Annotated in this window: 22 protein-coding genes; 19 read left to right on the top strand and 3 right to left on the bottom strand. The window is 38.5% G+C overall.

Going from position 1 to position 25174, the window contains the following annotated elements; genetic code table 11:
* Positions 1 to 52: 52 nt before the first annotated feature.
* Complete coding sequence (chbG, locus tag GVV22_RS03015) at positions 53 to 769, bottom strand: chitin disaccharide deacetylase (protein ID WP_159648689.1); 717 nt, start codon at positions 767 to 769, stop codon at positions 53 to 55.
* Between the two features lie 60 nt (positions 770 to 829).
* Here chbG and GVV22_RS03010 point away from each other — a divergent pair, with 60 nt between their 5' ends.
* Positions 830 to 1312, top strand: a complete 483-nt coding sequence (locus GVV22_RS03010) for a peptidylprolyl isomerase (protein WP_159648688.1) — start codon at positions 830 to 832, stop codon at positions 1310 to 1312.
* A gap of 42 nt (positions 1313 to 1354) precedes the next feature.
* Here the strand turns inward: GVV22_RS03010 and GVV22_RS03005 are convergent, their stop codons facing one another.
* The gene (locus GVV22_RS03005) at positions 1355 to 2392 is read right to left on the bottom strand and encodes a M24 family metallopeptidase (protein WP_159648687.1); all 1038 of its coding nucleotides are present in this window, start codon (positions 2390 to 2392) and stop codon (positions 1355 to 1357) included.
* 95 nt (positions 2393 to 2487) lie between these two features.
* On the opposite strand from GVV22_RS03005, the gene GVV22_RS03000 reads away from it, so the two are divergent.
* Positions 2488 to 2841 (top strand): hypothetical protein, encoded by a 354-nt coding sequence (locus tag GVV22_RS03000; protein WP_159648686.1) that lies wholly within the window; start codon positions 2488 to 2490, stop codon positions 2839 to 2841.
* Positions 2842 to 2885: 44 nt separating this feature from the next.
* On the opposite strand, the gene GVV22_RS02995 is transcribed toward GVV22_RS03000, so the two are convergent.
* Complete coding sequence (locus GVV22_RS02995) at positions 2886 to 3302, bottom strand: DUF2721 domain-containing protein (RefSeq protein ID WP_159648685.1); 417 nt, start codon at positions 3300 to 3302, stop codon at positions 2886 to 2888.
* A gap of 131 nt (positions 3303 to 3433) precedes the next feature.
* Here GVV22_RS02995 and GVV22_RS02990 point away from each other — a divergent pair, with 131 nt between their 5' ends.
* From GVV22_RS02990 to GVV22_RS02910, 17 genes are all read left to right on the top strand, one after another.
* Complete coding sequence (locus tag GVV22_RS02990; RefSeq protein ID WP_159648684.1) at positions 3434 to 4420, top strand: lipoate--protein ligase; 987 nt, start codon at positions 3434 to 3436, stop codon at positions 4418 to 4420.
* A 140-nt stretch (positions 4421 to 4560) separates the two neighbouring features.
* Complete coding sequence (gene pdhA / locus GVV22_RS02985) at positions 4561 to 5679, top strand: pyruvate dehydrogenase (acetyl-transferring) E1 component subunit alpha (RefSeq protein WP_159638073.1); 1119 nt, start codon at positions 4561 to 4563, stop codon at positions 5677 to 5679.
* The gene (locus GVV22_RS02980) at positions 5679 to 6659 is read left to right on the top strand and encodes an alpha-ketoacid dehydrogenase subunit beta (RefSeq protein ID WP_159648683.1); all 981 of its coding nucleotides are present in this window, start codon (positions 5679 to 5681) and stop codon (positions 6657 to 6659) included. Before pdhA ends, GVV22_RS02980 begins: the two co-directional genes overlap by 1 nt.
* 18 nt (positions 6660 to 6677) lie before the next feature.
* Positions 6678 to 8273, top strand: coding sequence for a 2-oxo acid dehydrogenase subunit E2 (locus GVV22_RS02975; RefSeq protein WP_159648682.1), 1596 nt, complete (start codon positions 6678 to 6680; stop codon positions 8271 to 8273).
* Between the two features lie 20 nt (positions 8274 to 8293).
* The gene (gene lpdA / locus GVV22_RS02970) at positions 8294 to 9700 is read left to right on the top strand and encodes a dihydrolipoyl dehydrogenase (protein WP_159648681.1); all 1407 of its coding nucleotides are present in this window, start codon (positions 8294 to 8296) and stop codon (positions 9698 to 9700) included.
* A 331-nt stretch (positions 9701 to 10031) separates the two neighbouring features.
* Positions 10032 to 11969, top strand: coding sequence for a peptide ABC transporter substrate-binding protein (locus tag GVV22_RS02965; protein WP_159648680.1), 1938 nt, complete (start codon positions 10032 to 10034; stop codon positions 11967 to 11969).
* Between the two features lie 83 nt (positions 11970 to 12052).
* Entirely contained in the window at positions 12053 to 13546 is a 1494-nt protein-coding gene (locus GVV22_RS02960) for an ABC transporter permease (protein WP_159648679.1), read from the top strand.
* A gap of 1 nt (position 13547) precedes the next feature.
* The gene (gene oppC, locus GVV22_RS02955; protein ID WP_159648678.1) at positions 13548 to 14474 is read left to right on the top strand and encodes an oligopeptide ABC transporter permease OppC; all 927 of its coding nucleotides are present in this window, start codon (positions 13548 to 13550) and stop codon (positions 14472 to 14474) included.
* An 11-nt stretch (positions 14475 to 14485) separates the two neighbouring features.
* Positions 14486 to 15574 (top strand): ABC transporter ATP-binding protein, encoded by a 1089-nt coding sequence (locus GVV22_RS02950; protein ID WP_159648677.1) that lies wholly within the window; start codon positions 14486 to 14488, stop codon positions 15572 to 15574.
* Entirely contained in the window at positions 15567 to 16508 is a 942-nt protein-coding gene (locus tag GVV22_RS02945; protein WP_159648676.1) for an ATP-binding cassette domain-containing protein, read from the top strand. Before GVV22_RS02950 ends, GVV22_RS02945 begins: the two co-directional genes overlap by 8 nt.
* A gap of 109 nt (positions 16509 to 16617) precedes the next feature.
* Positions 16618 to 17046, top strand: coding sequence for a MarR family winged helix-turn-helix transcriptional regulator (locus GVV22_RS02940; RefSeq protein ID WP_159648675.1), 429 nt, complete (start codon positions 16618 to 16620; stop codon positions 17044 to 17046).
* A complete protein-coding gene (locus GVV22_RS02935) occupies positions 17043 to 18773 on the top strand; it encodes an ABC transporter ATP-binding protein (RefSeq protein WP_159648674.1) in 1731 nt (576 codons plus the stop codon). Before GVV22_RS02940 ends, GVV22_RS02935 begins: the two co-directional genes overlap by 4 nt.
* Positions 18773 to 20566: an ABC transporter ATP-binding protein gene (locus GVV22_RS02930; RefSeq protein ID WP_159648673.1), complete on the top strand. Its 1794-nt coding sequence runs from the start codon at positions 18773 to 18775 to the stop codon at positions 20564 to 20566. The genes GVV22_RS02935 and GVV22_RS02930 overlap by 1 nt, the downstream gene beginning before the upstream one ends.
* A gap of 55 nt (positions 20567 to 20621) precedes the next feature.
* The gene (locus GVV22_RS02925) at positions 20622 to 21305 is read left to right on the top strand and encodes a metal-dependent hydrolase (RefSeq protein WP_159648672.1); all 684 of its coding nucleotides are present in this window, start codon (positions 20622 to 20624) and stop codon (positions 21303 to 21305) included.
* Positions 21306 to 21311: 6 nt separating this feature from the next.
* Complete coding sequence (locus GVV22_RS02920) at positions 21312 to 21950, top strand: HAD family hydrolase (protein WP_159648671.1); 639 nt, start codon at positions 21312 to 21314, stop codon at positions 21948 to 21950.
* A gap of 80 nt (positions 21951 to 22030) precedes the next feature.
* Positions 22031 to 23593 (top strand): 2,3-bisphosphoglycerate-independent phosphoglycerate mutase, encoded by a 1563-nt coding sequence (gene gpmI / locus GVV22_RS02915; protein ID WP_159648670.1) that lies wholly within the window; start codon positions 22031 to 22033, stop codon positions 23591 to 23593.
* 141 nt (positions 23594 to 23734) lie between these two features.
* A partial coding sequence (locus GVV22_RS02910) for an InlB B-repeat-containing protein (RefSeq protein ID WP_201290681.1) occupies positions 23735 to 25174 on the top strand: 1440 nt, incomplete at its 3' end.

Raw genomic sequence — 25174 nt, 5'->3', positions numbered from 1 at the left:
GTGTCGTTGTAATCTCTTGCATTATAACAAAAAAAAGGCTTAAACTCAATGTTTAAGCCGTAATATCACGGTAAGTGATTAATTCAATGTTATGTTTATTGACCAAATCTTTTAGATCTTGGCTCGTGAGTATTTCTAGTTCGACTTGGCGCCATGAAGTATAACTTGAAATTGATTCAAGATAGTCATCAACATAGGCGGGGTGAGTCATAACATCGACACATGCTGCCTTATCAGATTCGAAGAGTTCTTTAAAATAATCAAGTGATACTCCTTCTTTATAGAAAGCTCCATCAACTAAGACTTCAGTGGGAAGGTTTAAACGTTCTGATCGGTAAGGAACATTATGTTTCTTTGCAAGCCGAACAACGACATCATTAATTTTTGGATGCATGTGAACGTGATGGTGGGAGTCGAGATGTGTAATATCTAAGTGTTGTTTGATTGACTCAATTTGAGCATCCCATTCTGCAAAGAGTTCTTCATGGTCAATTGCATCATCAATTGTATTAATTGTATATTTAAACTTGCCGGTTTCGTCTACAAGGGTTTTGTGCGAATCCAAGATGGGACGACCTGTAGTCAAGACCATATGTACACCAACACCGAGTGACGGATTTTCCTTTGCAAGTTGAATTGCTTCTTGAGTGTATTTCGTTGTAGCCATAAGCGTTGTGGATGTAAGGACTCCGTTCTTGTGACATTCAATAATGGCACGGTTTCCGCCTGAAGTTAATCCAAAATCATCCGCATTAATAATTACTTTCATTGTGGTATCCTCCTAGTAAAATTATACCATGTTTGTTATGATGTTTGAGGAGGTATTTCAATGAAAAATACAATCAAATTTACAATGGAAAATGGCAAAACAATGATTGCTGAACTTTATCCTGAAATTGCACCGAAAACGGTTGCAAACTTTACAAAACTTGTTGAAGATAAATTTTATGATGGTTTAATCTTCCACCGCGTTATTCCAGGATTTATGATTCAAGGTGGCGACCCTGATGGAACAGGTATGGGTGGACCTGGTTATTCAATTGATGGTGAATTTACATCAAACGGATTTAAAAATGACTTAAAACATACTCTTGGAGTACTTTCAATGGCACGTGCTATGGATCCAAACAGTGCAGGGAGTCAATTCTTCATCATGGCAGCAGATTCACCACATTTAGATGGTCAGTATGCTTCATTCGGAAAAGTAATCGAAGGTCTTGATACAATTCAGGAAATCGTATCAGTAAGCCGTAATCGCAACGATCGTCCAGATACAGATCAACGCATTGCAACAGTTGAATTCATTGACTAAAAAAAACAACCGGACGGTTTTTTTTTTTTTTTTTTTTTTTCTCTAGATGCGTGTGAGTTCTTTACTGAATTGATTCATAACATGAACCCCATCAATCGTAACATGAACAAGATCTTCGATTCGAATACCGCCAATTCCTGGAATATAGATTCCGGGTTCAATGGAGAAGCACATCCCAACTTCAACGACTTTTTGATTGGTTTCAGAAACATCGAGATTTTCGTGTGCTTCAGTTCCGATTCCGTGTCCAGTACGATGAATAAAGTATTCGCCATAACCAGCATCTGTAATCACATCTCGGGCAGCTTTATCAATACTTGATAATGTGACCCCAGGTTTTACAGCGGCAATGGCTGCTTCATTAGCTTGGCGTACAATTTCATAAATAGGTTCAAGCTCTTTGTTACTTCCAACAAAGAAGCAACGGGTCATGTCTGATGCATAACCTTCGTAGAAACCACCCATATCGACAAGAACAACATCGCCGTTTTCCAAAACTCGATCGGTTGGAACCCCGTGAGGATCTGCGATGTTTTGAGTAAAAATAACAATCGGTTCAAAACTCGGTCCCTGAAGCGGTGCAGTACTTTGTTTCGTTCGAACTATCTCGGCGAGTTCTCGTTCGGTCATTCCTACTTTAATTAAGTCGCGCATCTCACTCATAATGCGGTCGTTGTGTTGTGATGCAGTCTCAAGAAGTGCTAGTTCATGTGGATCTTTTAGTGTACGAATTTGTTCGAGAAGTGGTGATGCATTTACTAATGTATGTGTTGGGATGAATGGGATGACGAAACGTGCAGGCCAATTTCCATCAATTGCAAGTGTTCCTGGTTCTAAATGAGATCCAAGAATAGCAATCGAGTCATCAGAATCACTAAATTGAACAGTTTGCAGATCATCGGGAGCTTCAAAAAGTTTGTTTAAGAAAAGTGTTGGAGCTCCTGTTTTTTTAACAAGAAGTGCAATCATGCGTTCACCAACATCAAAACGGTGTCCAGTGTAATAATAGAGCATTGCTGCATCTGATATAATCAGTTGTTCAACATCCATGATGGCTTGTAATTTTTGTATACGGTTCATAATTAATCTCCTTTGCACTATTATAGGCACTTGAGTATCCAAAATGCAATGTCCTAAAGCCTATGCTATACTAAATATGAAAGGACGCTGATATTATGGAAAATCAAATGAATCAACTAATTATTATGAATAAAAACCCGGCAGATGCTTCATTACAAATTGTGATTCCACCGTTTCGTCCAATCAATTTATTCGAACTAGAAGATGATTTCGAATCGGTAACGCATGAAATTCAACGAAATATTTATGATCAAAAACTTGCTAATTATATTATAGATTTTGTCACTGCATTTCGGGATGCAATGGAAGAAGCGGATGTTTTGCCTATCGTAGAATTCTTCTTAACGGGCGATGATACGGCAATGAATCCCGATCAAATTAAATCGATTTTTGAAACAATTAAAGAGTTCGTCGAACTCGTCAATAATGACGAACGCCTTATGCATTAAAAAAAGCCCGAACGGAAGATGTTTGGGCTTTTTTTTGTAGGAATTTAGTCTTCATTGACCTGAACGGTCAGGTCATCAAGCTGCATTGTGAGTGCATCTATTGAAATGCTGAGCTCTTTCAGCAAAAAAACTAAAGAAAATAATAATAGAATGAGACTTATTAAAAACAGAATTCCCGATAAATAAGGGATGTAAAGCATCGAAGCAATCATACTTAAGACCGCAAATGCAAAACTAGTGGCTCCACACTGTTGCATCCGTTTGATAATTTTCATGCGATATTGCAAGTTCAGTATTTGATTCAAGTTTTCTGCTTTGGGGTACTCTTTATGCCGGTCGTAGAGTTGTCTTATTAAATCCGCCAAAACAACAAAACGATTCGTGTACGCAAGCATTAATAAAGAAATTGCAGGAAAGACTAATGCAGGCGTCGTCAATGAAAAATCAAATGTGAAACTCATAATAAATTCTCCTTCTAGATTGTCCAAATCATAACAAATGAAAAGGCTGTAAAACCCCATCACTTTAGTTGAATTATAACGGATTAGGGCTTAGAATAATAGAGCAGTGAGACAGAGAGTGAGGTATTACAATGAGATATTTGAAGAATCCTTCGACCAATCCATATTTCAATTTAGCGTTGGATGAGTATGCCATGAAGCATATCGATTGTGATGAAGATTTCTTTTTTTTGTGGCAAAATGAACCTTCTGTAATTATTGGTAAAAACCAAAATACAGCTGAGGAAATTAACCAAAAATTTATCGATGAAAAAGGGATAAAAATAGCACGTCGTGTTTCCGGTGGTGGTGCTGTGTATCATGATATCGGTAACTTGAACTTTACGTTTGTCATCAATGTCGATGATCCAGGGAAAGTAAACTACAAAAAGTTTGTTCAGCCTGTGATTGACGCGCTTGCAAGTATGGGTGTAAAAGCCGAAGCGTCAGGAAGAAATGACATTCTTGTTGATGGCCTAAAAATATCAGGAAATGCGCAACGTATGGCGAATGGCAAACTTATGCATCATGGAACACTTATGTTTGATGTCGATGTTGAAACATTAGTTGAAGCGTTGAATGTGGATCCCGATAAAATTACTTCGAAGGGCGTAAAATCTGTTCGTTCACGTGTTACCAATATAAAGGAGCATCTACCTGAGGGTACGACACTCCAACAATTTTGGGATGCATTGCAATTTTACTTATCGAATGAAGGAAAAGATGAAGAAATTGTTCTGACGGACGATGATATAGCAAAGATTGAATACGAAGCAGTGAATCGCTTTGGAACTTGGGATTGGATTTATGGTGCATCACCAGAGTTTAATCTTAAAAATAGCAAACGATTCCCAGGTGGACGTATTGAGGTCTTGATGCACGTAACGGACGGACGTATTGATTCAGTTCGATTTATTGGTGATTACCTTGGAATTGAAGATGTTGAAGCAATTGAACAAAGAATGCAAGGCACCCGTTTCAATCGTGCTGATGTAACGGTAGTCTTTGAACAATTTACACTCAATAAATACTTCGGCACAATTACTCTTGACGAAATACTTTCGGTAATGTTCGATTAATTGTGAGAAACACACCACATTTAACAAATATTCACAGTAAATACATTATTATCGTTGAATGAAACAAGCTTACATGGTACATTTAATATGTATTGCTAGGCACTAAGACCTAGTAAATAGAAGGGACATGGAGATTTTTTATGGCACAAACTAAAAAAATCAAAGCGTTGGACTTTGAAGCTCAACTCAATGCAGTTGAGAAACTATACCCAACATTCCAGATTCTAGACGAAACTGGAAAAGTCGTTAACAAAGACTTGTTACCTGACTTAACTGACGAGCAACTTGTCGAGTTATTCGAGAAGATGTTATGGTCACGTGCGTTGAATGACCGTTCAACAACATTAGCACGTCAAGGTCGTCTTGGATTCTTTGCACCTACAGCAGGTCAAGAGGCATCTCAAATTGCATCACATTTTGCATTTGACAAAAAAGACGTCCTATTCCCAGGATACCGTGATATTCCTCAATTGGTACAACACGGATTACCACTCCACAAAGCATTCTTATGGAGCCGTGGTCACGTCGAGGGAAATAACTACCCGGAAGATTTACAAGCAATGCCACCACAAATTATTATTGGGGCACAAATCATTCAAGCAGCAGGTTCTGGTCTTGGATTGAAAAAACGTGGAAAACCACAAGTAGCATTTACATATACGGGAGACGGTGGATCATCACAAGGTGATACATACGAAGGTATGAACTACGCAGGAGCATTTAAAGCACCAGTCGTTTTCTACATTCAAAACAATGGTTATGCTATTTCAACACCACGTCATCGCCAAACAGCAGCACCTACATTAGCTCAAAAAGCAGCCGCAGCAGGTATTCCAGGAATTCAAGTTGATGGAATGGATCCACTTGCAGTTTATGTTGCTTCAAAAGCAGCTCGTGATTGGGCACTTGCAGGAAATGGTCCTGTATTAATTGAAACATTAACATCACGTTTCGGTCCTCACTCACTGTCAGGAGATGATCCAAAACGTTACCGTGATCAAGCAAGTTTCGACGAATGGGATAAAAAAGACCCATTGATCCGTATGCGTAATTTCTTAACTGAAAAAGGCTTATGGACAGAAGAAAAAGAAGTTGCTTTAATTGATCAATTTGACGAAGAAATCAAAGAAGCAGTTAAATTAGCGGACTCAGCTCCAAAACAAAAAGTTTCTGACTTCTTGAAAAATATGTTTGAAGAACCAACAAACGTTATTGCAGAACAAATTGCATACTTTGAAGAAAAGGAGGGTAAAAAATAATGGCACAACTAACTATGATTCAAGCCATTACAGAAGCGCTTGATATTGCCCTTGAACGCGATGAAAATACATTAATCTTTGGTGAAGACGTTGGGAAAAACGGTGGAGTTTTCCGTGCTACTGACGGACTTCAAGAAAAACACGGTGAAGACCGCGTATTCGATACACCACTTGCTGAATCTGGAATTGGTGGATTAGCAATCGGATTGGCATTAGAAAAATACCGCCCAATCCCTGAAATTCAATTCTTCGGATTCGTATTCGAAGTAATGGACTCTGTTGTTGCTCAAATGGCACGTACTCGTTACCGTCTTGGAAACACACGTCACATGCCTATTACAATTCGTTCACCATTTGGTGGAGGAGTTCATACACCTGAGCTTCACTCAGATAACTTGGAAGGATTAATGCAACAAACACCAGGTATTAAAGTTGTTATCCCTTCAAACCCTTATGATGCAAAAGGTCTCCTTCTTGCAGCTATCGAAGACAACGATCCAGTTGTTTACTTAGAACACATGAAGTTATATCGTTCATTCCGTGATGAAGTTCCAGAAGGACACTACACAATTCCATTAGGAAAAGCTAACATTGTAACAGAAGGTACAGATGTAACAATCGTAACTTACGGTTACATGGTTCGTGAAGCTATTAAAGCTGCCGAAGCATTAAAAGCTGAAGGAATTAACGCAGAAGTTATCGACTTACGTACAGTATCTCCAATTGATATTGAAACAATCGTTGCTTCAGTAACAAAAACAGGCCGTCTTGTTATGGTCCAAGAAGCACAACGCCAAGCAGGTGTTGGTGCAGTTGTTATGTCAGAAATTGCAGAACGTGCAATTCTTACACTAAGCGCACCTATCGGTCGTGTCGCTGCTCCGGATACAGTATTCCCATTCGGTATGGCAGAGAGCGATTGGTTACCAAACGCACAAGATATCATCAATAAAGTTCGCGAAACAGTAAACTTCGACTAATAGAGGAGGCCAAATAATATGTCATTCAAATTTAAAATGCCTGATGTTGGTGAAGGGATCGCAGAAGGTGAAATCGTACAATGGTTTGTTAAAGAGGGAGATACTATTTCAGAAGATCAACCTTTATTAGAAATCCAAAACGATAAACTCGTTCAAGAAATTCCATCACCTGTTTCAGGAAAAATTACAAAAATTCTTGTAGAACCAGGAACCGTTTCAACAGTCGGTGACGACCTTGTTGAATTCGCAGTAGAAGGTGGCGCTCCAGCCGCTGAAACACCAGCAGAAACAGCAGCTCCAGTAGCCGCAGCACCTGCCGCAGCACCAGCTGCATCAGCTAATTTTGTATTCAACATGCCCGATGTTGGAGAAGGAATTGCGGAAGGTGAAATCGTACAATGGTTTGTTAAAGAAGGAGATACTATCTCAGAAGATCAACCATTACTTGAAATTCAAAATGATAAACTTGTTCAAGAAATTCCAGCTCCAGTATCTGGAACAATTGCAAAAATTCATGTCACACCAGGAACTGTCTCAACAGTTGGTGACGCTTTGGTTGAAATTTCAACAACAGGCGGATCTGCATCAGCTGCTCAAGCAGCGGCTCCAGCAGTAGCAGCTCAAGCAGCACCAGCATCAAATGGTGTTCAACATGCAGGTAATACAATTGCTAACCGTGTACTCGCAATGCCTTCAGTACGTTCATATGCACGTTCAAAAGGGGTTGACTTAACACAAGTTTCAGCATCCGGTAAACACGGACATATCCGTAAATCAGATGTTGATGCATTCTTAGCAGGTGGTGCACCAGTTGCAGCAGCAACAGAAACAGCATCATTCGCACCAGAATCAATCAAAGAAGAAAAAGCAGCAGCTCCAGTAGCTAAAGCAGCAGTTGCAGCACCTAAAGGTGAAGTAACTCGCGAGGCAATGACACCAACACGTCGTGCAATCGCTAAAGCAATGGTTACAAGTAAGAAAGAAGCACCACACGTTACAATTTTTGACGAAGTGGATGTAACAGCACTTGTTAACCACCGTAAGAAATTTAAAGATGTTGCAGCATCACAAGATGTTAAACTTACATTCTTACCTTACGTTGTGAAAGCTTTAGTTGCAGTTGTTCGTAAATACCCTGTTCTCAACAGTAGTGTTGATGACAAAACAAACGAAATTGTTTACAAAAACTACTACAATATCGGATTTGCTGCCGATACACCGCACGGACTGTACGTTCCTAACGTAAAAAATGCAGATTCAAAAGGTATCTTTACAATTGCTAAAGAAATTACAGAACTTGCAGCAGCAGCAAACGACAACAAACTTGCAGGACCTGATATGCGAGATGGTACAATTACAATCTCTAATATTGGATCAGCACGTGGATTATGGTTTACACCAATTATCAACTTCCCAGAAGTTGCAATCTTAGGTATCGGCCGTATCGACAAGAAACCAGTTGTTCTTGAAGATGGAACACTTGGTGTTGGTAATGTACTAGCGTTATCATTAAGCTTTGACCACCGTATTATCGATGGTATGACAGCTCAAATGGCGATGAACGAAGTGAAACGCCTCTTGAGCAATCCAGAGCTTCTCTTAATGGAATCATAATAGAAGGACGGAGATAAAATATGGTAGTTGGAGATTTAGCATTAGAACTCGAAACAGTAGTTATCGGTTCAGGTCCTGGTGGATATGTTGCAGCTATTCGTGCAGCACAACTTGGACAAAAAGTAGCAATTATTGAAAAAGAATACATCGGCGGCGTTTGCTTAAACGTCGGATGTATTCCATCAAAAGCATTGATCAATGCAGGCCACCGTTACCGTGAATCATTAGATTCAAAAGCATTCGGTATCTCAGCAGACAATGTAACAATTGATTTCGCAGCAACTCAAGCATGGAAAGATACTAAAGTTGTTAAACAACTTACATCTGGAGTCGAAATGCTTCTTAAAAAGAACAAAGTAGAAATCATTCGTGGGACAGCATTCTTCAATGACACACATCAATTACGTGTTGTTAACGGAGATGATGCACAATCATATACATTTAAAAATGCAATCATTGCAACAGGAAGCCGTCCTATTGAAATCAAAGGTTTCAAATATGGCAAACGCGTCCTTGATTCAACAGGTGGATTGAACTTAAAAGAAATTCCAAAACGCCTTGTTGTCATCGGTGGTGGTTACATCGGAAGTGAGTTAGCAGGTGTTTATGCAAACTTAGGAACTGAGATCACAATCTTAGAAGGTGGTCCATCAATTCTTCCTCAATTCGATAAAGACATGATCAAACTTGTTGAAACTGAGTTTAAATCAAAAAATGTTAATATCGTAACAAATGCAATGGCTAAAGAAGCTAAAGAGCTCGATGATGCAGTAGCAATTACCTATGCAGTAGACGGAAAAGATGTAACAATCGAAGCTGATTACGTATTAGTAACTGTTGGACGTCGTCCAAATACTGATGAGTTAAGCTTAACAGTAGCTGGTGTTGAAGTTGGCGAACGTGGATTAATCCCTGTAGACAACCAAGGCCGTACAAGCCAAAGTCATATCTTCGCGATCGGAGATGTAGTTCCTGGAGCAGCATTAGCTCACAAAGCTTCATACGAAGCTAAAGTTGCTGCTGAAGCAATTTCAGGACATCCATCAGCTGTTGACTACGTTGCAATTCCTGCAGTCTGCTTTACAGACCCAGAACTCGCAACAGTTGGTTTAACAGAAAAAGAAGCTAAAGAGCAAGGACTTGTTGTTAAAGTTTCTAAGTTCCCATTTGGAGCAAATGGTCGTGCACTCTCATTGAATGCAACAGAAGGTTTCGTTCGTTTGATCTCAGACAAAGAAACAGGATTACTATTAGGTGGTCAAGTTGCTGGTGTTGGAGCATCTGATATCATTGCTGAAATTGGATTAGCTGTTGAAGCGCGTATGAATGTTGAAGATTTATCATTAACAATTCATGCTCACCCTACATTGTCAGAGACAATCATGGATGCATCAGAATTGTCACTAGGATTACCAATTCATATCTAATCATGAAAACCCGCAAAATTGCGGGTTTTTTTATATTCTGAAACAATTTTCAGAGAATGGGTCACGTTCTGCAAAACGGGCAGCAAATTCAAATGTTTAATAGTTATTCATAAGCTCACATTATATTGATTTTCAGGTATAAAAAGCAATTTAAAGGCTATCTCTCAGTGAATGTAACCAAAAATGAAACAATTTTCATGAATTTACAAAACTTTTTCAATTATTTGTGTAATCTATGAAAAATCAATTGACAATTATATGAAATGCTATATAATTACAAACATACAGTAAGTCACGTAGGTATTTACTTGTAAATAAGGAGGAAGAAGTAATGAAAAAGATATTTGCACTTTCATTAGCAGTTCTTTTGGTTCTCACAGGTTGTGGACAATCAAAAGGCGGTGGCTCAGCCGAACTGTCTAATAAATACTCATATGTATATACAACAGACTTGAACATGTTGGATTATACAGTATCAATGAAAGCTACAGATGGTGACCACTTTGGTAACTTTGTAGATGGATTATATGAAAATGACCCTTATGGAAACTTTGTGCCAGCATTAGCTGAATCACATACAGTTTCAGACGATGGCCTTGTCTATACTTATAAAATTCGACAAGGAGTAAAATGGGTCACAAACACAGGGGACGAATATGCAGAGGTTAAAGCTCAAGACTGGGTAACTGGTATTGAACATGCTGTTCTTGAAAACTCACAAACACTCCCAATCGTTATTGGAAGTATCAAAGGACTTGCAGAGTTCCGTGAAAATCCGGCTTTAGGTATTGAATCAGTAGGTATGAAAGCACTTGATGATTACACACTTGAAGTTACATTGAACCAACCAGAAACATTTTGGCAATCAAAACTTGTTTACGGTATCTTATACCCAATTAATGCAGAATTCTTGAAAAACCAAGGTGATGCATTTGGTGGAGCGGATCCATCATCAATTCTTTATAACGGACCATTTGTTCTTGTAAACAATACAGCAAAATCAGAAATTCGTTATGAAAAAAATAAAGCATACTGGGATGAGAAAAATGTCTTCTTAGATGAAGTTAAACTTATCTATGATGATGGTAAAAAACCTGATGAATTCATCAACCGTATGGAAAAAGGTGAATTAACAACAGCACGTGTTTACCCTAACTCACCTGGATATGCACAAGTAAAAGAGAAATATGGTGAAAACATCATTACTTCTGATACAAATGGTACAACATTCTATGCTACATTTAATGTTAACCGTGCATCATACAACCACACAAGTAAAACAACAGATCAAGAAAAAGCGGATACACAAACAGCAATTCAAAACCGTAACTTCCGTCAAGCTATTGGTCATGCGTTTGATCGTGGTTCATACAACGCACAATCAGTTGGAGATGATTTGAAGTCAGTTGCTTTGCGTAACACTTTAATTCCACCTTCATTTGTATCAGTTCCAGGTCATGACTATGGACAACTTGTTACAGCTGAAATGCAAGCATTGGATGCAGAACTATACAAAGACTTCGATATTGCTGACGGACATGATGGACTTTACAATCCAGAAGTGGCTAAAGGTTTATTAGAAAAAGCTAAAGCGGAGTTACCAGGTGTAACTTTCCCAATTCGTATCGATGTTCCTGTATTACAAACAAGCGAAATTCAAGTAAATATGGCTAAATCACTTAAACAATCAATTGAAGCATCACTAGGTGCAGAAAATGTTCAAATTGATTTACAATTGCTTGATAAAGATCCATACTACAATGCTACATACTTTGCAGAGTCAGGTGCTCAATCAGACTTCGACCTCTCAACAGCATCAGGATGGGGTCCAGACTTCCTTGATCCAATTACTTACTTGAATATTTTCAACTCACGTAACGGTGATGTACTTCAAGTTCTTGGATTAGATGGATCAACAAATCCTAATGGAAATGCAAGTTCAGTTGACGCAATTAAAGCAGTTAAACTTGAAGAATACGACGCATTACTCGATGCAGCAACAGCAATTACAGATAGCCCAGAAGCACGTTTCAAAGAATTTGCCAAAGCAGAAGCTTGGTTAAATAATGAAATGTTATTCATCCCTATCTATGCACAAGGTGGTACACCAAGTGTTACAACAACAGTTCCTTATTCACGAACATGGGGTTGGTCAGGTTTATCAACAAACCGATTCAAGTTCATGAAAGTCCAAAAAGAACCTGTTACAGCTGCACAATACGATGAAGCTAAGAAATCATGGGATGCAGAACGTCTCAAAGCAAAATAACAAATTTTAAATACATTTAAACAGCCGTAAGGTGAGGGTTAAGATTTTTAACCCTCATTTTGTGGCGCTAAGGAGGTAAAGCAATGAAAAAATATGTATTGCAACGTATTCTGCGTTCAATTCTTTCGATTCTTATCGTAACAACTATTGCTTTCGTTCTTGTATATACGCTAGTTCCACGTCAAGATATTTTTGTCTCAGATCCTACATATACAAAATTGAAAGCACAACCAGATGAACTTTTAGACTATGAAAATGTCACATATCAAAGCAACGGTTATTTGGATTACTATAATCCATCACAACTTTGTACAGCTGCAACTTCAAACGATGCAGAGTATACAGATTGTGTTGATGGAAATGGAAAACAATATATCGATGCTTGGGCACAAGAAAATTCGAAATGGGTTGTAAGTAATATGCCTATGTCCGGAAAAGCTTACGCAACACGAGAAATACCTACACTAGAAAAAGTTGTCCGTTTTTACGGATCATTCTTGCAAATTGATCATCCATGGAGAGTTCAAGACGCTTCGAATCCAGACATGTCTCGTGGATTAGGATTATCAATGAACGAAAACGTCGGTTTAGCTATCACATGTGAGGGCTGTGAAAGTAAGAACCAAGTCTATATCAACGGATCATTTCCATTTATTCACCAAAACTTTATCAAAATAAACTTGGGGAAAGCATATCCGACATATAAAGGTCAAGAGGTAACCCAAGTTATTGGGGGATCTCAAGGTTCACCTGTGTCGCGACAAGTTACTTTTGAAACTGGCAAAACAGGAAGTTCAGCACTGGATTTTGGAACATGTAAATACCGTCCTTCTGATCGATTAGATCGACTTGATAAGGAAAACTTTAATGATAACTATGCAGACTGCCTTTCAATAAATGATGCACCATCTATGTTAAGTATGTCATTTATTACTGGAGTTATGTCAGTTATCCTAGCCTATGCAATTGCGGTTCCAGCAGGTGTCGTAATGGCACGTAAAAAAGGAATGTTTGTGGACCGTTTTGGTGTTGCAATCATTACTGTTTTAATTTCGGTACCGAGTTTAGCTTCAGTTTACTTCTTCCGTATGATTGGATCGTCATTCTTTGGGATGCCTGAAAACTTCCCAACTCTAGGACCTTCTAATCCACTTTCATATGTAATGCCTACGATTATTCTTGCACTTCTTTCAGTTTCTGGAATTATGATGTGGATTCGTCGTTATATGATTGATCAACAATCCGCAGACTATGTTAAATTTGCGAAAGCGAAAGGTCTTTCTGATAAAGAAATCTCTAAAAATCATATTTTCAAAAATGCAATTATTCCAATTACAGCTGGTATTCCAGCATCAGTTATCGGTGCAATTGCAGGAGCAACAATTACTGAGCAAGTATTTGCGATGCCAGGTATGGGTAAAATGTTACCTGATGCGATATTGCAACATAATAATGCGATCGTTATTGGTCTCGTATTTATCTTTACAACAATGTCAATTATTTCAGTACTCCTTGGGGATATTCTGTTAACTAAAGTTGACCCACGAATCAAACTAGATACAAAGGGAGGAAAATAGCATGCAAAAAATAGCAGACGAAAGATTTCAATTCGTTAAACTTGATGCCTTAGCGTCAGAACGTATTGATGCTCCACGCTACTCCTATTGGAATTCCGTTTGGCGTAAATTTATTAGCAATAAAGTAGCCGTTACGATGCTTATTGTATTGGCGTTAACACTACTTATGTCATTTATTCAACCGACGTTCTCCGGATATGATTTCATGGATACATCAAATATTAATGATATAGGTGCTCGTTACCAATGGCCATCATTCCAATACTGGTTTGGAACTGATGGAAATGGTCACTCACTCTTTGATGCCGTTTGGGCAGGTGCTAAGACATCACTTTCAATCGGATTACTCGCAACACTGTTTACATTTGTTGTAGGTATCACTGTTGGAGCTGTGTGGGGTTATTCAAAACATTTAGACCGTATCATGATTGAAGTATATAACGTTGTAAGTAACGTTCCATACATTTTAATTGTAATCGTTATTTCATATGCTATGGGTTCAGGTTTCTGGAATCTCCTATTTGCGATGTGTATCACCAGTTGGGTCGGTACGGCATATAGCATTCGTATTCAGGTTATGATTATGCGTGATCGAGAATACAACCTTGCATCCCAAACATTAGGAACACCACTTCATCGTGTTATTCAAAAGAACATTTTGCCTTACTTAATTTCAGTTATCGTAACGCAAATGTCTCGTTCTCTTCCAGCTTTCATCTCTAGTGAGGTATTCCTTTCCTATATTGGTGTTGGACTTGGAGCGAACATCCCATCACTTGGTCGTATTATTTCAACATATACATCAAGTATGACAACTCATCCATATTTGTTCTGGATTCCTGTAGGAGTTTTAGCGCTTGTGTCTGTCTCACTCTATATTGTTGGACAAACACTTGCTGATGCCTCAGATCCAAGAACACACATGTAAGGCGGTGCATTATGAACAAGACTATACTTAAAGTAGAAGATGTCGTCGTAAAGTTTAAGGTTCGTGATCGTGAGTTAACTGCGATTCGCAACCTTTCAATTGATATTTTTGAGAATGAAACGCTCGCGATTGTTGGTGAATCAGGATCAGGAAAATCGGTTTTAACGAAAACCTTTACGGGAATGTTAGAATCCAACGGATATATATCATCTGGTAAAATTAGCTATAACGACATTGTTCTTACAGACATTAAATCAGACAAAGAATGGGAATCCATTCGTGGTGCAAAAATTGCGACTGTTTTCCAAGATCCAATGACATCATTGAACCCAATTCGTACCATTGGTTCTCAAATTACGGAAGTAATTATCAAACACCAAGGGATGTCGAAAGTGGAAGCCAAAGCCGAAGCTATCAGTTTAATGAAGCGTACGGGAATTCCAATGGCAGAGAAACGTTTTGATGATTATCCTTTCCAATATTCAGGTGGGATGCGTCAACGTATCGTTATTGCTATTGCATTGGCATGTCGTCCAAATATTTTAATTTGTGATGAACCAACAACAGCATTGGATGTTACCATTCAAGCTCAAATTCTTGAACTCATCAAAGATTTACAAAAAGACTATGGATTTACAACTATCTATATTACGCATGATCTAGGCGTTGTTGCATCAGTTGCGGACAAAGTAGCTGTTATGTATTCAGGACAGATTGTAGAATACGGTACGGTTGAAGAAATTTTCTATGACAGTCGCCACCCTTACACATGGTCATTATTATCATCATTACCACAATTAGGTGTTAAAGGTGAAAAACTCTTCTCCATTACAGGAACACCACCATCACTTTATAATGAAGTTGTGGGTGACGCTTTTGCACCACGTAATCCATTTGCGATGCAAATTGATTTTGAAGAAGAACCACCACGTTTCCAACTATCTGATACTCATTTCGCACGAACATGGTTGTGTGACGATCGTGCTCCGAAAGTTGAGAAACCTGAAGTTATTCGTGACTTACATAATAAGATTTTGAAAATTGAAAGCATGAATAAATCAAAACATATGCATACTGAGGAGGAATCAACAAATGTCTAAAGATAAAGATGTTATTGTATCGATTAAGGACCTTGTTGTTCAATTCGGTAGTGGTAAAAATGTATTTACCGCTGTAAATAAAGTTAGCTTCGATATTTATCGTGGTGAAACATTTGCGCTTGTTGGTGAATCCGGATCGGGAAAAACGACGATTGGTCGTACCATTGTTGGAATCAACGAAATTGCTGATGGTGAGATTCAATTTGAAGATCTTCAAATTAAGCGTAAAATGGCGAAGAAAGATCGTGAGAACATCATTAAAAATGTTCAAATGATTTTTCAAGATCCAGCAGCGTCTTTAAATGAACGTGCTACTGTAGACTACATTGTCTCGGAAGGACTTCATAACTTTAAACTCTATAAAAATGAAGAAGATCGGATTGAGAAGGTTGAAAATATCATTCAACGCGTAGGTTTGCTTCCAGAACACTTGACACGTTACCCACATGAATTTTCAGGTGGACAACGTCAACGTATTGGTATTGCCCGTGCGCTTGTTATGGAACCTAAATTTGTGATTGCTGATGAACCAATTTCGGCTCTTGATGTATCAATTCGTGCACAGGTTCTAAACCTTCTGAAAGAACTTCAAGAGGATAAATCGCTCACATACCTATTTGTTGCGCATGATTTATCTGTTGTTCGATTTATTGCAGATCGCATTGCCGTTATTCATCATGGAGTTATCGTTGAGTTAGCAGAAACAGAAGAATTGTTCCGTAACCCAATTCACCCATATACGAAATCATTGCTTTCTGCGGTTCCGGTTCCGGATCCACAAGTTGAACGTAATAAAAAGCTAATCATCTATAATGACGATATGCACAATTATGAAACGTCAAAACCATCTTTCGTAGAAATTCTTCCTGGACATTTTGTTTGGGCTAATGAAGAAGAAGTTGCTGCTTACCGAGCAGAACTTGCTACACAATAATCAAAAAGCGTCCATGGGACGCTTTTTCTTTATTCGAGCATTATAGGTTGAAACGGAAAGTGACTATGTTATAATTAGTTAGTCGACTAACTAATTAAGGAGAGATAGTATGGAAAACCAACTAATTACGCTTTTCAGACAAGTGACATCAAAACATCGTGCAGTTGTTCAAAACTATTTAGATGATTACGATCTCTATATTGGACAACCACGATTTTTATCGACTTTGAAACGTAATCCGGGAATTACGCAAAAAGAACTTGTTGAAATCTTAAACGTATCGAAAGAGTCCGTATCAGTGACTGTGAAACGACTCGAAGCGGTTGGTTACATTAAAAGAGCAGTAAGTGAGTCAGATCGTAGGGAGAAGCACCTATTTCTATCTGACAAAGGAGAACAGCTCGTACTAGATTTTACAGAAGGCTTTGAACGAATTGATACGGTGCTTTTTCAGTCGCTGTCAGAATTACAACGTGAAGACCTAGCTGTTACATTTAAAATTATGTTAGATGATTTGGAAAAGGAGTTGGAACGATGAAGAAATTTTTTAAGTATTTTAAACCTGAAATTCCAGCTGCGATATTGGGAATTATCTTTGTAGGTGGGGTTGCGTTTATCGAACTGTACCAAATACAATTGATGGCTGAAATCATTGATGTAGGGATTGCACAATCGGACTTTAATGTTATTTTGTCTGTAGGTCTCAAAATGATGGGGCTGGCTTTATTCGCAGCTGCAGTGGCAATGTTAGGTCTTGTGTTTCCATCTCAAGTCTCAAATAACTTTGCATTACGATTGCGTGAAGATTTATTTAAACGGATTCAGACATTTTCAATTAAGAATATGTCAACGTTTCAAACGTCTTCACTTGTTACACGTTTAACCAATGACGTTAACTTTTTACAAAGAACACTTATGATGTGTTTGCGTCTTTTAGTTAGGGCGCCGGTATTCTTGGTGAGTACAGTATACCTGACATACATCATTAGCCCAGAGTTATCATGGGTTATGCTCGGAGCTGTTGTTTTTCTCTCACTTGTTTTAATTTATGTCATTAAAGCAGGGTTCCCACGATTTGTAAAATTACAGAAAATGGTTGACCATATGAACCGTAAGGTTCAAGAGTCACTCATGAATATACGTGTTATCAAATCATTTGTTCGTGAAGATTTTGAAGATGACGGATTTGATACAGAGAATAAACAATTGTTTGATGCGAACGTGTCAGCAATGAATTTGATGATTGTGATGAACCCGGCCTTAACGGGTGCGGTTCACTTTGCAACATTATTTATCGTTTGGATTTCGGCATTCTTAATTGTGGATCAAAATATGATTCAAGTTGGAGACTTGCTTGTGTTCATTAACTATTTACGATTTACGATGTTTTCTATGATGATGATTACTAATGTTCTGATGATGGTATCACGAAGTAAAGCTTCAGTCATTCGTTTATCTGAAGTTTTGGATACTGATTCAGATATCCGTAATGCTACAGACGCATACCAATTAGATGATGTTAAAGGACATATTCGATTTGAAGATGTGTCGTATCGTTATTATGATGATGCGAACAATGTGCTTCATAACATTAATCTAGATATTAACCCGGGTGAGCATATTGGAATTATTGGATCTACGGGAAGTGGTAAGTCTACCCTAATTAACCTCATGGCGCGTTTAATCGACGTCTCTGAAGGAAAGATTACTTTAGATGGTGTTGATATCAGAAACCTGGATATGGCGTTCTTGCGTAGTCAATTTGGCTTTGTGCCGCAAAAGAATGTCCTGTTTACTGGAACAATCGGAGGAAACTTACGACTTGGTAACGAAAATGGGACTGAAGCGGACATGCGTCGCGCTACTGAGGCAAGCTCAATCTACTCGTTTATTCAGGAAAATCCTCAAGGATTTGATTATCCTGTACAACAAGGTGGGACGAACTTTTCAGGTGGACAACGTCAACGTTTATGTATCGCTCGTGCGTTAATGGTGAATCCACGTATCCTTGTTTTGGATGACAGTACCAGTGCATTGGATGCAGCGACGGAACAAACTGTCAAATCATCCATTGCCGAAATGTATAGTGAGACCACGGTCATTAGTATTGCTCAAAAAATCAGTTCTGTTGCTGACAGTGATAAAATCGTGGTATTGGATGAAGGCCGTATTGTTGGTTTGGGTAAACATGATGAACTACTTGAATCATGTACTGTTTACCAAGAAATCTATCACAGTCAAATGAGTAAAGGAGGTATGGAGTAATGAGTCAAAAAAGTTTAGTTATCGGTAAGCATAAGCCTAAAGATCAAAAGAAAACTTTGGGGCGTTTGATTTCATACCTTGGCGAAAGTAAAGTCTTATTGACAGTAGTTATCATTGCGTCGGTCTTATCGACATTAGGTGGTCTCTATGGTGCGTATGCCATCTCACCAATGATTCAAATTATTCAAAATGCTTTAAATGGTGTTATCACCCGTAACATGATGATTGAGCAGTTAGGGGTTCAGATTCTAATGTTGGCTGTGATTTTTGCTATTGAAGTTGCAACAATGTATTTGTCTGCACGTTTGATGGTAAAAATATCTCAGAGAACGGTGGAAACAATTCGAAAGGAAATGTTTTCACATGTCTTACGAATGAAAGTGAGTCACCATGACGCGAATGCCCATGGCGATTTAATGAGTCGTTTCACCAACGATATTGATTTGGTTGGTGAAGGTTTGAATACCGCTGCTGCTTCCATTATCATCAATGTCTTTACATTGATTGGAACAATCATCGTTATGTTTATGTTGAGTCCGATTTTGACTGTTCTAACATTGGTTATCATTCCGTTGTTAAGTTTGATGTCAAATGTCATTATTAAGAAATCGCGAATTTACTCGAAACGACAACAACAATCACTGGGTGATTTAAATGGTTATATCGAGGAAACGATGGAAGGTCAAATGGTGATGCAACTTTTCAACCATGAAGCGCAAGCGCGTGAAGATTTCCAAGTCAAGAATAAGGCTTATCGAAAGAATTCTCAGTTCGCACAGATTATCTCGATTATGATTTATCCATTAATGCAAAATATTAATACAATCAGTTATGCGATTATTGGGATTGCGGGTGGATGGTTATCGATCAATGGGATGTTGAGTGTCGCAAACCTTGGTGCCTATGTGAATATGACACGAACACAAGGAAAACCAATCAATGAGATTTCGAGTCAGTTTACAACATTGCAATCTGCTATTGCGTCAGCGGAACGCATCTTTGAATTGCTTGATTGGACTGAGGAAATGGTGAATGCTGATGATGTTATCTTGGATAATGTTATTGGGGACGTGCGTTTTGAGAACGTGACATTTGGGTATAATCCAGATGTCCCTGTTCTTAAGGATGTTTCCTTTTGGGCAAATCCTGGCCAGAAAATCGCATTTGTTGGGTCAACGGGTGCTGGTAAGACAACCATCACAAACTTGATCTCGAGATTCTACGAAATCAATGCAGGAAGAATTCTCATAGATGGACAAGAAATTTCAGAAATTAACCGTTATAGTTTGCGTAAGCACATTGCAATGGTACTTCAAGATACGCACTTGTTTAGTGGAACAATCATGGAGAATATTCGTTATGGAAATCTTGAGGCAACTGATGAAGAATGTATCGACGCAGCGAAACTTGCGAACGCGCATCATTTCATTCAAACCTTAGAGCATGGTTATAATACTGTAATCAGTGGTACAGGTTCTGAGCTTTCACAAGGGCAAAAACAACTGCTCAATATTGCACGAGCAGCGGTTGCGAACCCAAGTATCTTAATCCTTGATGAAGCAACATCATCCATTGATACTCGAACTGAACGTTTAATTGAACAAGGAATGGATTCTTTAATGGAAGGTCGTACAACTTTCATTATTGCGCACCGCCTGTCAACGGTTCGTAATTCGGATGCAATTATTGTATTAGAACATGGAGAGATTATTGAGCGTGGTGATCACGATGAATTAGTGGCTATGGGTGGTCGCTATGCATCGTTGTACTCGGGTCAAACACAATTAACGTAAAGGTGGCTTTTGCCACCTTTTTCTTGCTATAATTAGTGTGTCGGGGGTAACATATATGTTAAATGTAGAATATTTAGATAATTGTGGATATACGGTTGAAACAGAGTCTGGTATTTATGTTTTTGATTATGTAGGGGGACAATTACCATCGCATTATTTATTTAGTAAGAAGCCTACCTATTTCTTTGTGACGAGCACTGATGAGAAACGGTTTAGTGACTCCATTTTGGCATATCGTAAGCCTGTTTATTATGGTGGTACAAAGAATGTAACAGGCTCAATTGACGTACAAAAGGTTGAGCCCGGTGATATCCTTCACTTGGGTCATGCACGTGTGTATGTTTATCAGGCGACCCGTTCGGGTGTCTATTTTTGTATTGAAGAAAAGCATCGTGTAATTGTTCACGGTGGTGATTTGAATAACTGGCATTGGTCACGACTTTCAACACAACGGCAAATCAAGTCAGCTGTTGAACGCTTTGAGAATGCCTTGATTCCGCTCCATCGCTTTGAGACAATCGATTTAATGATGTTTTCAATTGATCCAGAAATGATGCAAGACTATGACTTAGGTGCACGAACTGTTATTAAGCGTTTTAGACCGAAGTATTTTTTCCCAATGCAGTTTGGGGAAAGTATTCATAATCTTGAATCATTCCTAAATTGGACCGAGCAAATACCAAGTACACAGTGTTACAAGCCATTGTATAAAAATCATATTTTTAGAATCGAGGCATAGTATTAAATGTATACAGCAGTAATTTTTGACTTGGATGGGACATTGATGAATACCATCGCAGATATGGGAAACAGTATGAACCGTTCGCTCGAAAAGCGTGGTTTACCGACCCATACGCTTGCAACATATCAAACATTTGTGGGTAATGGTATACCCAAACTCGCAGAGCGTTCCATGCCTGAAGGGTATGGTGATTTTGAAGGGTTACTTCAAGATTTTCTCGATGATTATGCGCACCATTATGCGGATGATTCGGAGCCATACGATACCGTTGTAGCAACATTAAAGACGTTGAATGAGCGTAATGTTCCAATAGCGATAGCGACTAACAAAAAACAAGAATATACAGATGGAATCGTCAAGGCTTACTTGGGTGAAATTGATTTTGTGGCCGTGATTGGTGATCAGTTTGATGGCAAACATAAACCAAACCCACATTATCCATTGGCCATCGCACAAACAATGGGCGTAGACCCAAGTGAAATTCTTTTTGTTGGTGATAGTGATGTCGATATGAAGACTGCCGCAAATGCTGGCATGACACCAATCGGGGTTGCATGGGGTTTCCGTGCTGTTGAAGAGTTAAAAACACATGGTGCTTCACAAATACTAGCATCTATGGATGAAATTCTAGCATTCTTTTAGCCTGTAGCTTACAGGCTTTTCTTTGGTCTAGCAAGCACCTAAAAAAAATGCTAAAATAGAGCAGTATGTAGGAGGATTTTATGAATAAGAAACCTGTAGTTTTAATTGTCATGGATGGTGTTGGTTTAACAGACCAAGTTGAAGGTAACGCAGTTGCTCAAGCACATACTCCATTCCTCGACAAATTGATGGAAAGCTCACCAAATATTGAATTAAAGGCTCATGGTCTTGCAGTTGGATTACCAACAGATGAAGATATGGGAAACTCAGAAGTAGGTCACAATGCTTTAGGATCAGGACAAATTTTCTCACAAGGTGCGAAACTTGTTAATGAATCAATTGAAGATGGCAGTCTTTTTGAATCAAAAGCATGGAATCTATTAACAGATTCCCTCGAAAACAATACGTTACATCTTTTAGGGTTATTATCAGATGGAAATGTTCACGCACATGTTAACCATGTCGAAGCATTAATTAAAGAAGCTAAAAATTCAGGTGTTAAACATTTAGCATTACACGCACTTCAAGATGGTCGTGATGTTGAACAGCAATCAGCACTTGTGTATATTGACCGTATTCAAGCAGTGATGGATGCTTTAAATGATGACACATTCCACGCTGAATTCGCGAGTGGTGGTGGTCGTATGCTGGTTACAATGGACCGTTATGATGCTGACTGGGGTATGGTTGAACGTGGCTGGAAAACTCATGTCTTGGGTGAAGCAGAAATGTTTGAATCGGCACAAGCTGCAATCGAACACTTCCGTGCTGAAGATCCAAACTTATCAGACCAATATATTCCAGCATGGGTTGTTGGTAAAGATGGAAAAGCTGTAGCACCAATTGTTGATGGAGATTCTGTAATTCTCTTCAACTTCCGTGGTGACCGTGCGCTTGAAATTTCAAAAACATTCGAAGGGGATGCGTCATTTGATAAATTTGATCGTGTTCGTGTGCCTAATGTAAAATTTGCAGGTATGCTGCAATATGATGGAGATTTAGGAATTCCCGCGAACTTCTTAGTTGAACCTCCACGTATTTCAAATACATTAACGGAAACACTCATTGCAAATAACAAGTCATCATTTGCAATTTCAGAAACTCAAAAATATGGACACGTTACATATTTTTGGAATGGAAACAAACTTGATAAATTTGATGAAACACTTGAAACATTTGTTGAAATCAAAGGTGATGATGTTACGTTTGATCAACGTCCTTGGATGAAATCTGCAGAGATTACCGATGAAGTTATTGCTGCAATCCAAAGTGGAAACTATGACTTCATTCGTCTCAACTTCCCTAATGGTGATATGGTTGGACACACTGGAGACATGCTTGCATCCATTATTTCTGTTGAAGCAGTTGATCTTGCAATCGGTCGTTTGTTACCAGTTGTTGAGAAACATGATGCAACTTTAATAGTACTTGCCGACCATGGTAATGCTGATGAAATGCTCGATAAAAAGGGAAACGCGAAGACTTCACACAGTCTGAATCCAGTACCATTTATCGTTTATAACCGCGATGTGGAACTAAAACAAGACGGTAATTATGGACTCGCTAACGTCGCTGCAACAGTTGCCGACTTACTTGATATCGAACCGAATCCACTTTGGGAAACTTCTTTAATTAAAAAATAATATTTCAAGACCGATTTCGCAATTTATTGTGGAATTGGTTTTTTTATTGGGCAGAATGCTATCCTAATTTTAATTTTATGTAAAAATATTCACAAATACATAAAATTAATCTATAATGAAAACATACCGGGGGGGTATAATATGAAAAAAATAATGAGTCTTTTTGTCACCCTTGTTTTACTAATGAGTGGTGTAAGCATGGAAGTTTATGCAGATGTGCAAGAGAAAATAGTCTATCCGGACCTCAATCTCAGCACATCTTCCAAATCTGTCAAAGTTGGAGATGAATTTACATATTCGGTCAATAACTTTGAATTTGATACAGATGTTCAAACTCACATGCAAGGGATGTATCGTGAGGCATTGATGTTTCACTTCTTTTCTGAGTCCACAGATAGTTCGATTGAACTGCAAAGTATCGAGTTTCCAAAATTAGAATTTGTAACTGAAGACAACAAACATTATGGTGCAGTTGTTAAAATTATGGATTTTGGACAATCTGATGGTATCGAATTTACAACATGGTTAAGCGGAGAAGATTATACAATAGTTAACCGTGATCAATTTGTTGAACTAACGCAAAATTTTACAAAGAATGGATACCGTGTCTATGTGCGCCCAACAAAAGAAGGCAGCGATTATGGTGTTTATGGTGCCCAATACAAATCAATGAAGGCATCAGGTCCGATCAAGTTTAATTATAAAGTCGTAGATAACGGACAGCCACGTGCAGATAAACCATACCCATATTTTGTATTTAGTGCGTTTAGTCCAGAAAGTGATTTGCCTGCGAACAATAAGTTTGGTTATGTTTACTTTGCAAATTATGGATTAGCACGTGAAGTTGAAACGCCGTTCAACCCAGTAGATAAAACGTTGTCACTCAAATATACAGTGACAAACACGGGTCCGTACAACATTACCAACATTAACCTTTATGAAAAAGCAAATGGCTTTGTGCCAGTAGAGAGTAGTTGGCAATTAATTGATGAAATTTTCGTCAAACCCATAGCTACTGAAGCGGGTTATGATATTATCGCGCCAGGAGAGTCGCGTGAATTTGTTCAACAATTTAAACTCAAAGAGACGGACATAAAAGCAAATTATACATTTGAAGGTGGTCTATATACTAACGAAGATTTTGCGAATCGAAAAGATATCGAAAATCTTATGGTCAATATTGCGCAGCCAAAATTTGCAGTAAGTTTTAATACGAACGGCGGTTCAGCAGTACAAAGCATTCTCGATATCGTAGCAGGTTCTACACTATCGATGCCACAAACAACACGGACCGGATTTACTTTTAAAGGGTGGTTCGTTGATGAAGCATTGACACAAAAGTGGGATTTTGCACTCAATCGCGTTGAGAATAATATGACACTTTACGCAAAATGGGAAGTAAATCCTGTGAGTGAAGTTTTTGATGTCAACTTCAACAGTAATGGTGGATCTGTCGTTACAAGTCAAGTGGGGCTATCAAAAGGGGCGAAAGTTACCAAACCGCTAGATCCAAGCCGTCCTGGATATACTTTTAGAGGATGGTTTGTGGATGAAGCCATGACAACAGCATGGAATTTTGAT

The organism is Erysipelothrix aquatica (assembly GCF_009828825.1).
GTDB classification, from domain to species: domain Bacteria; phylum Bacillota_I; class Bacilli_A; order Erysipelotrichales; family Erysipelotrichaceae; genus Erysipelothrix; species Erysipelothrix aquatica_A.
The sequence above is the reverse complement of the archived record's forward strand: the minus strand, read 5'-3'. Positions and strand labels throughout refer to the sequence as shown.

Coding starts and splice junctions, on each gene's coding strand:
- chbG (WP_159648689.1), bottom strand. CDS start 769: ATGAAAGTAATTATTAATGCGGATGATTTTGGATTAACTTCAGGCGGA.
- GVV22_RS03010 (WP_159648688.1), top strand. CDS start 830: ATGAAAAATACAATCAAATTTACAATGGAAAATGGCAAAACAATGATT.
- GVV22_RS03005 (WP_159648687.1), bottom strand. CDS start 2,392: ATGAACCGTATACAAAAATTACAAGCCATCATGGATGTTGAACAACTG.
- GVV22_RS03000 (WP_159648686.1), top strand. CDS start 2,488: ATGGAAAATCAAATGAATCAACTAATTATTATGAATAAAAACCCGGCA.
- GVV22_RS02995 (WP_159648685.1), bottom strand. CDS start 3,302: ATGAGTTTCACATTTGATTTTTCATTGACGACGCCTGCATTAGTCTTT.
- GVV22_RS02990 (WP_159648684.1), top strand. CDS start 3,434: ATGAGATATTTGAAGAATCCTTCGACCAATCCATATTTCAATTTAGCG.
- pdhA (WP_159638073.1), top strand. CDS start 4,561: ATGGCACAAACTAAAAAAATCAAAGCGTTGGACTTTGAAGCTCAACTC.
- GVV22_RS02980 (WP_159648683.1), top strand. CDS start 5,679: ATGGCACAACTAACTATGATTCAAGCCATTACAGAAGCGCTTGATATT.
- GVV22_RS02975 (WP_159648682.1), top strand. CDS start 6,678: ATGTCATTCAAATTTAAAATGCCTGATGTTGGTGAAGGGATCGCAGAA.
- lpdA (WP_159648681.1), top strand. CDS start 8,294: ATGGTAGTTGGAGATTTAGCATTAGAACTCGAAACAGTAGTTATCGGT.
- GVV22_RS02965 (WP_159648680.1), top strand. CDS start 10,032: ATGAAAAAGATATTTGCACTTTCATTAGCAGTTCTTTTGGTTCTCACA.
- GVV22_RS02960 (WP_159648679.1), top strand. CDS start 12,053: ATGAAAAAATATGTATTGCAACGTATTCTGCGTTCAATTCTTTCGATT.
- oppC (WP_159648678.1), top strand. CDS start 13,548: ATGCAAAAAATAGCAGACGAAAGATTTCAATTCGTTAAACTTGATGCC.
- GVV22_RS02950 (WP_159648677.1), top strand. CDS start 14,486: ATGAACAAGACTATACTTAAAGTAGAAGATGTCGTCGTAAAGTTTAAG.
- GVV22_RS02945 (WP_159648676.1), top strand. CDS start 15,567: ATGTCTAAAGATAAAGATGTTATTGTATCGATTAAGGACCTTGTTGTT.
- GVV22_RS02940 (WP_159648675.1), top strand. CDS start 16,618: ATGGAAAACCAACTAATTACGCTTTTCAGACAAGTGACATCAAAACAT.
- GVV22_RS02935 (WP_159648674.1), top strand. CDS start 17,043: ATGAAGAAATTTTTTAAGTATTTTAAACCTGAAATTCCAGCTGCGATA.
- GVV22_RS02930 (WP_159648673.1), top strand. CDS start 18,773: ATGAGTCAAAAAAGTTTAGTTATCGGTAAGCATAAGCCTAAAGATCAA.
- GVV22_RS02925 (WP_159648672.1), top strand. CDS start 20,622: ATGTTAAATGTAGAATATTTAGATAATTGTGGATATACGGTTGAAACA.
- GVV22_RS02920 (WP_159648671.1), top strand. CDS start 21,312: ATGTATACAGCAGTAATTTTTGACTTGGATGGGACATTGATGAATACC.
- gpmI (WP_159648670.1), top strand. CDS start 22,031: ATGAATAAGAAACCTGTAGTTTTAATTGTCATGGATGGTGTTGGTTTA.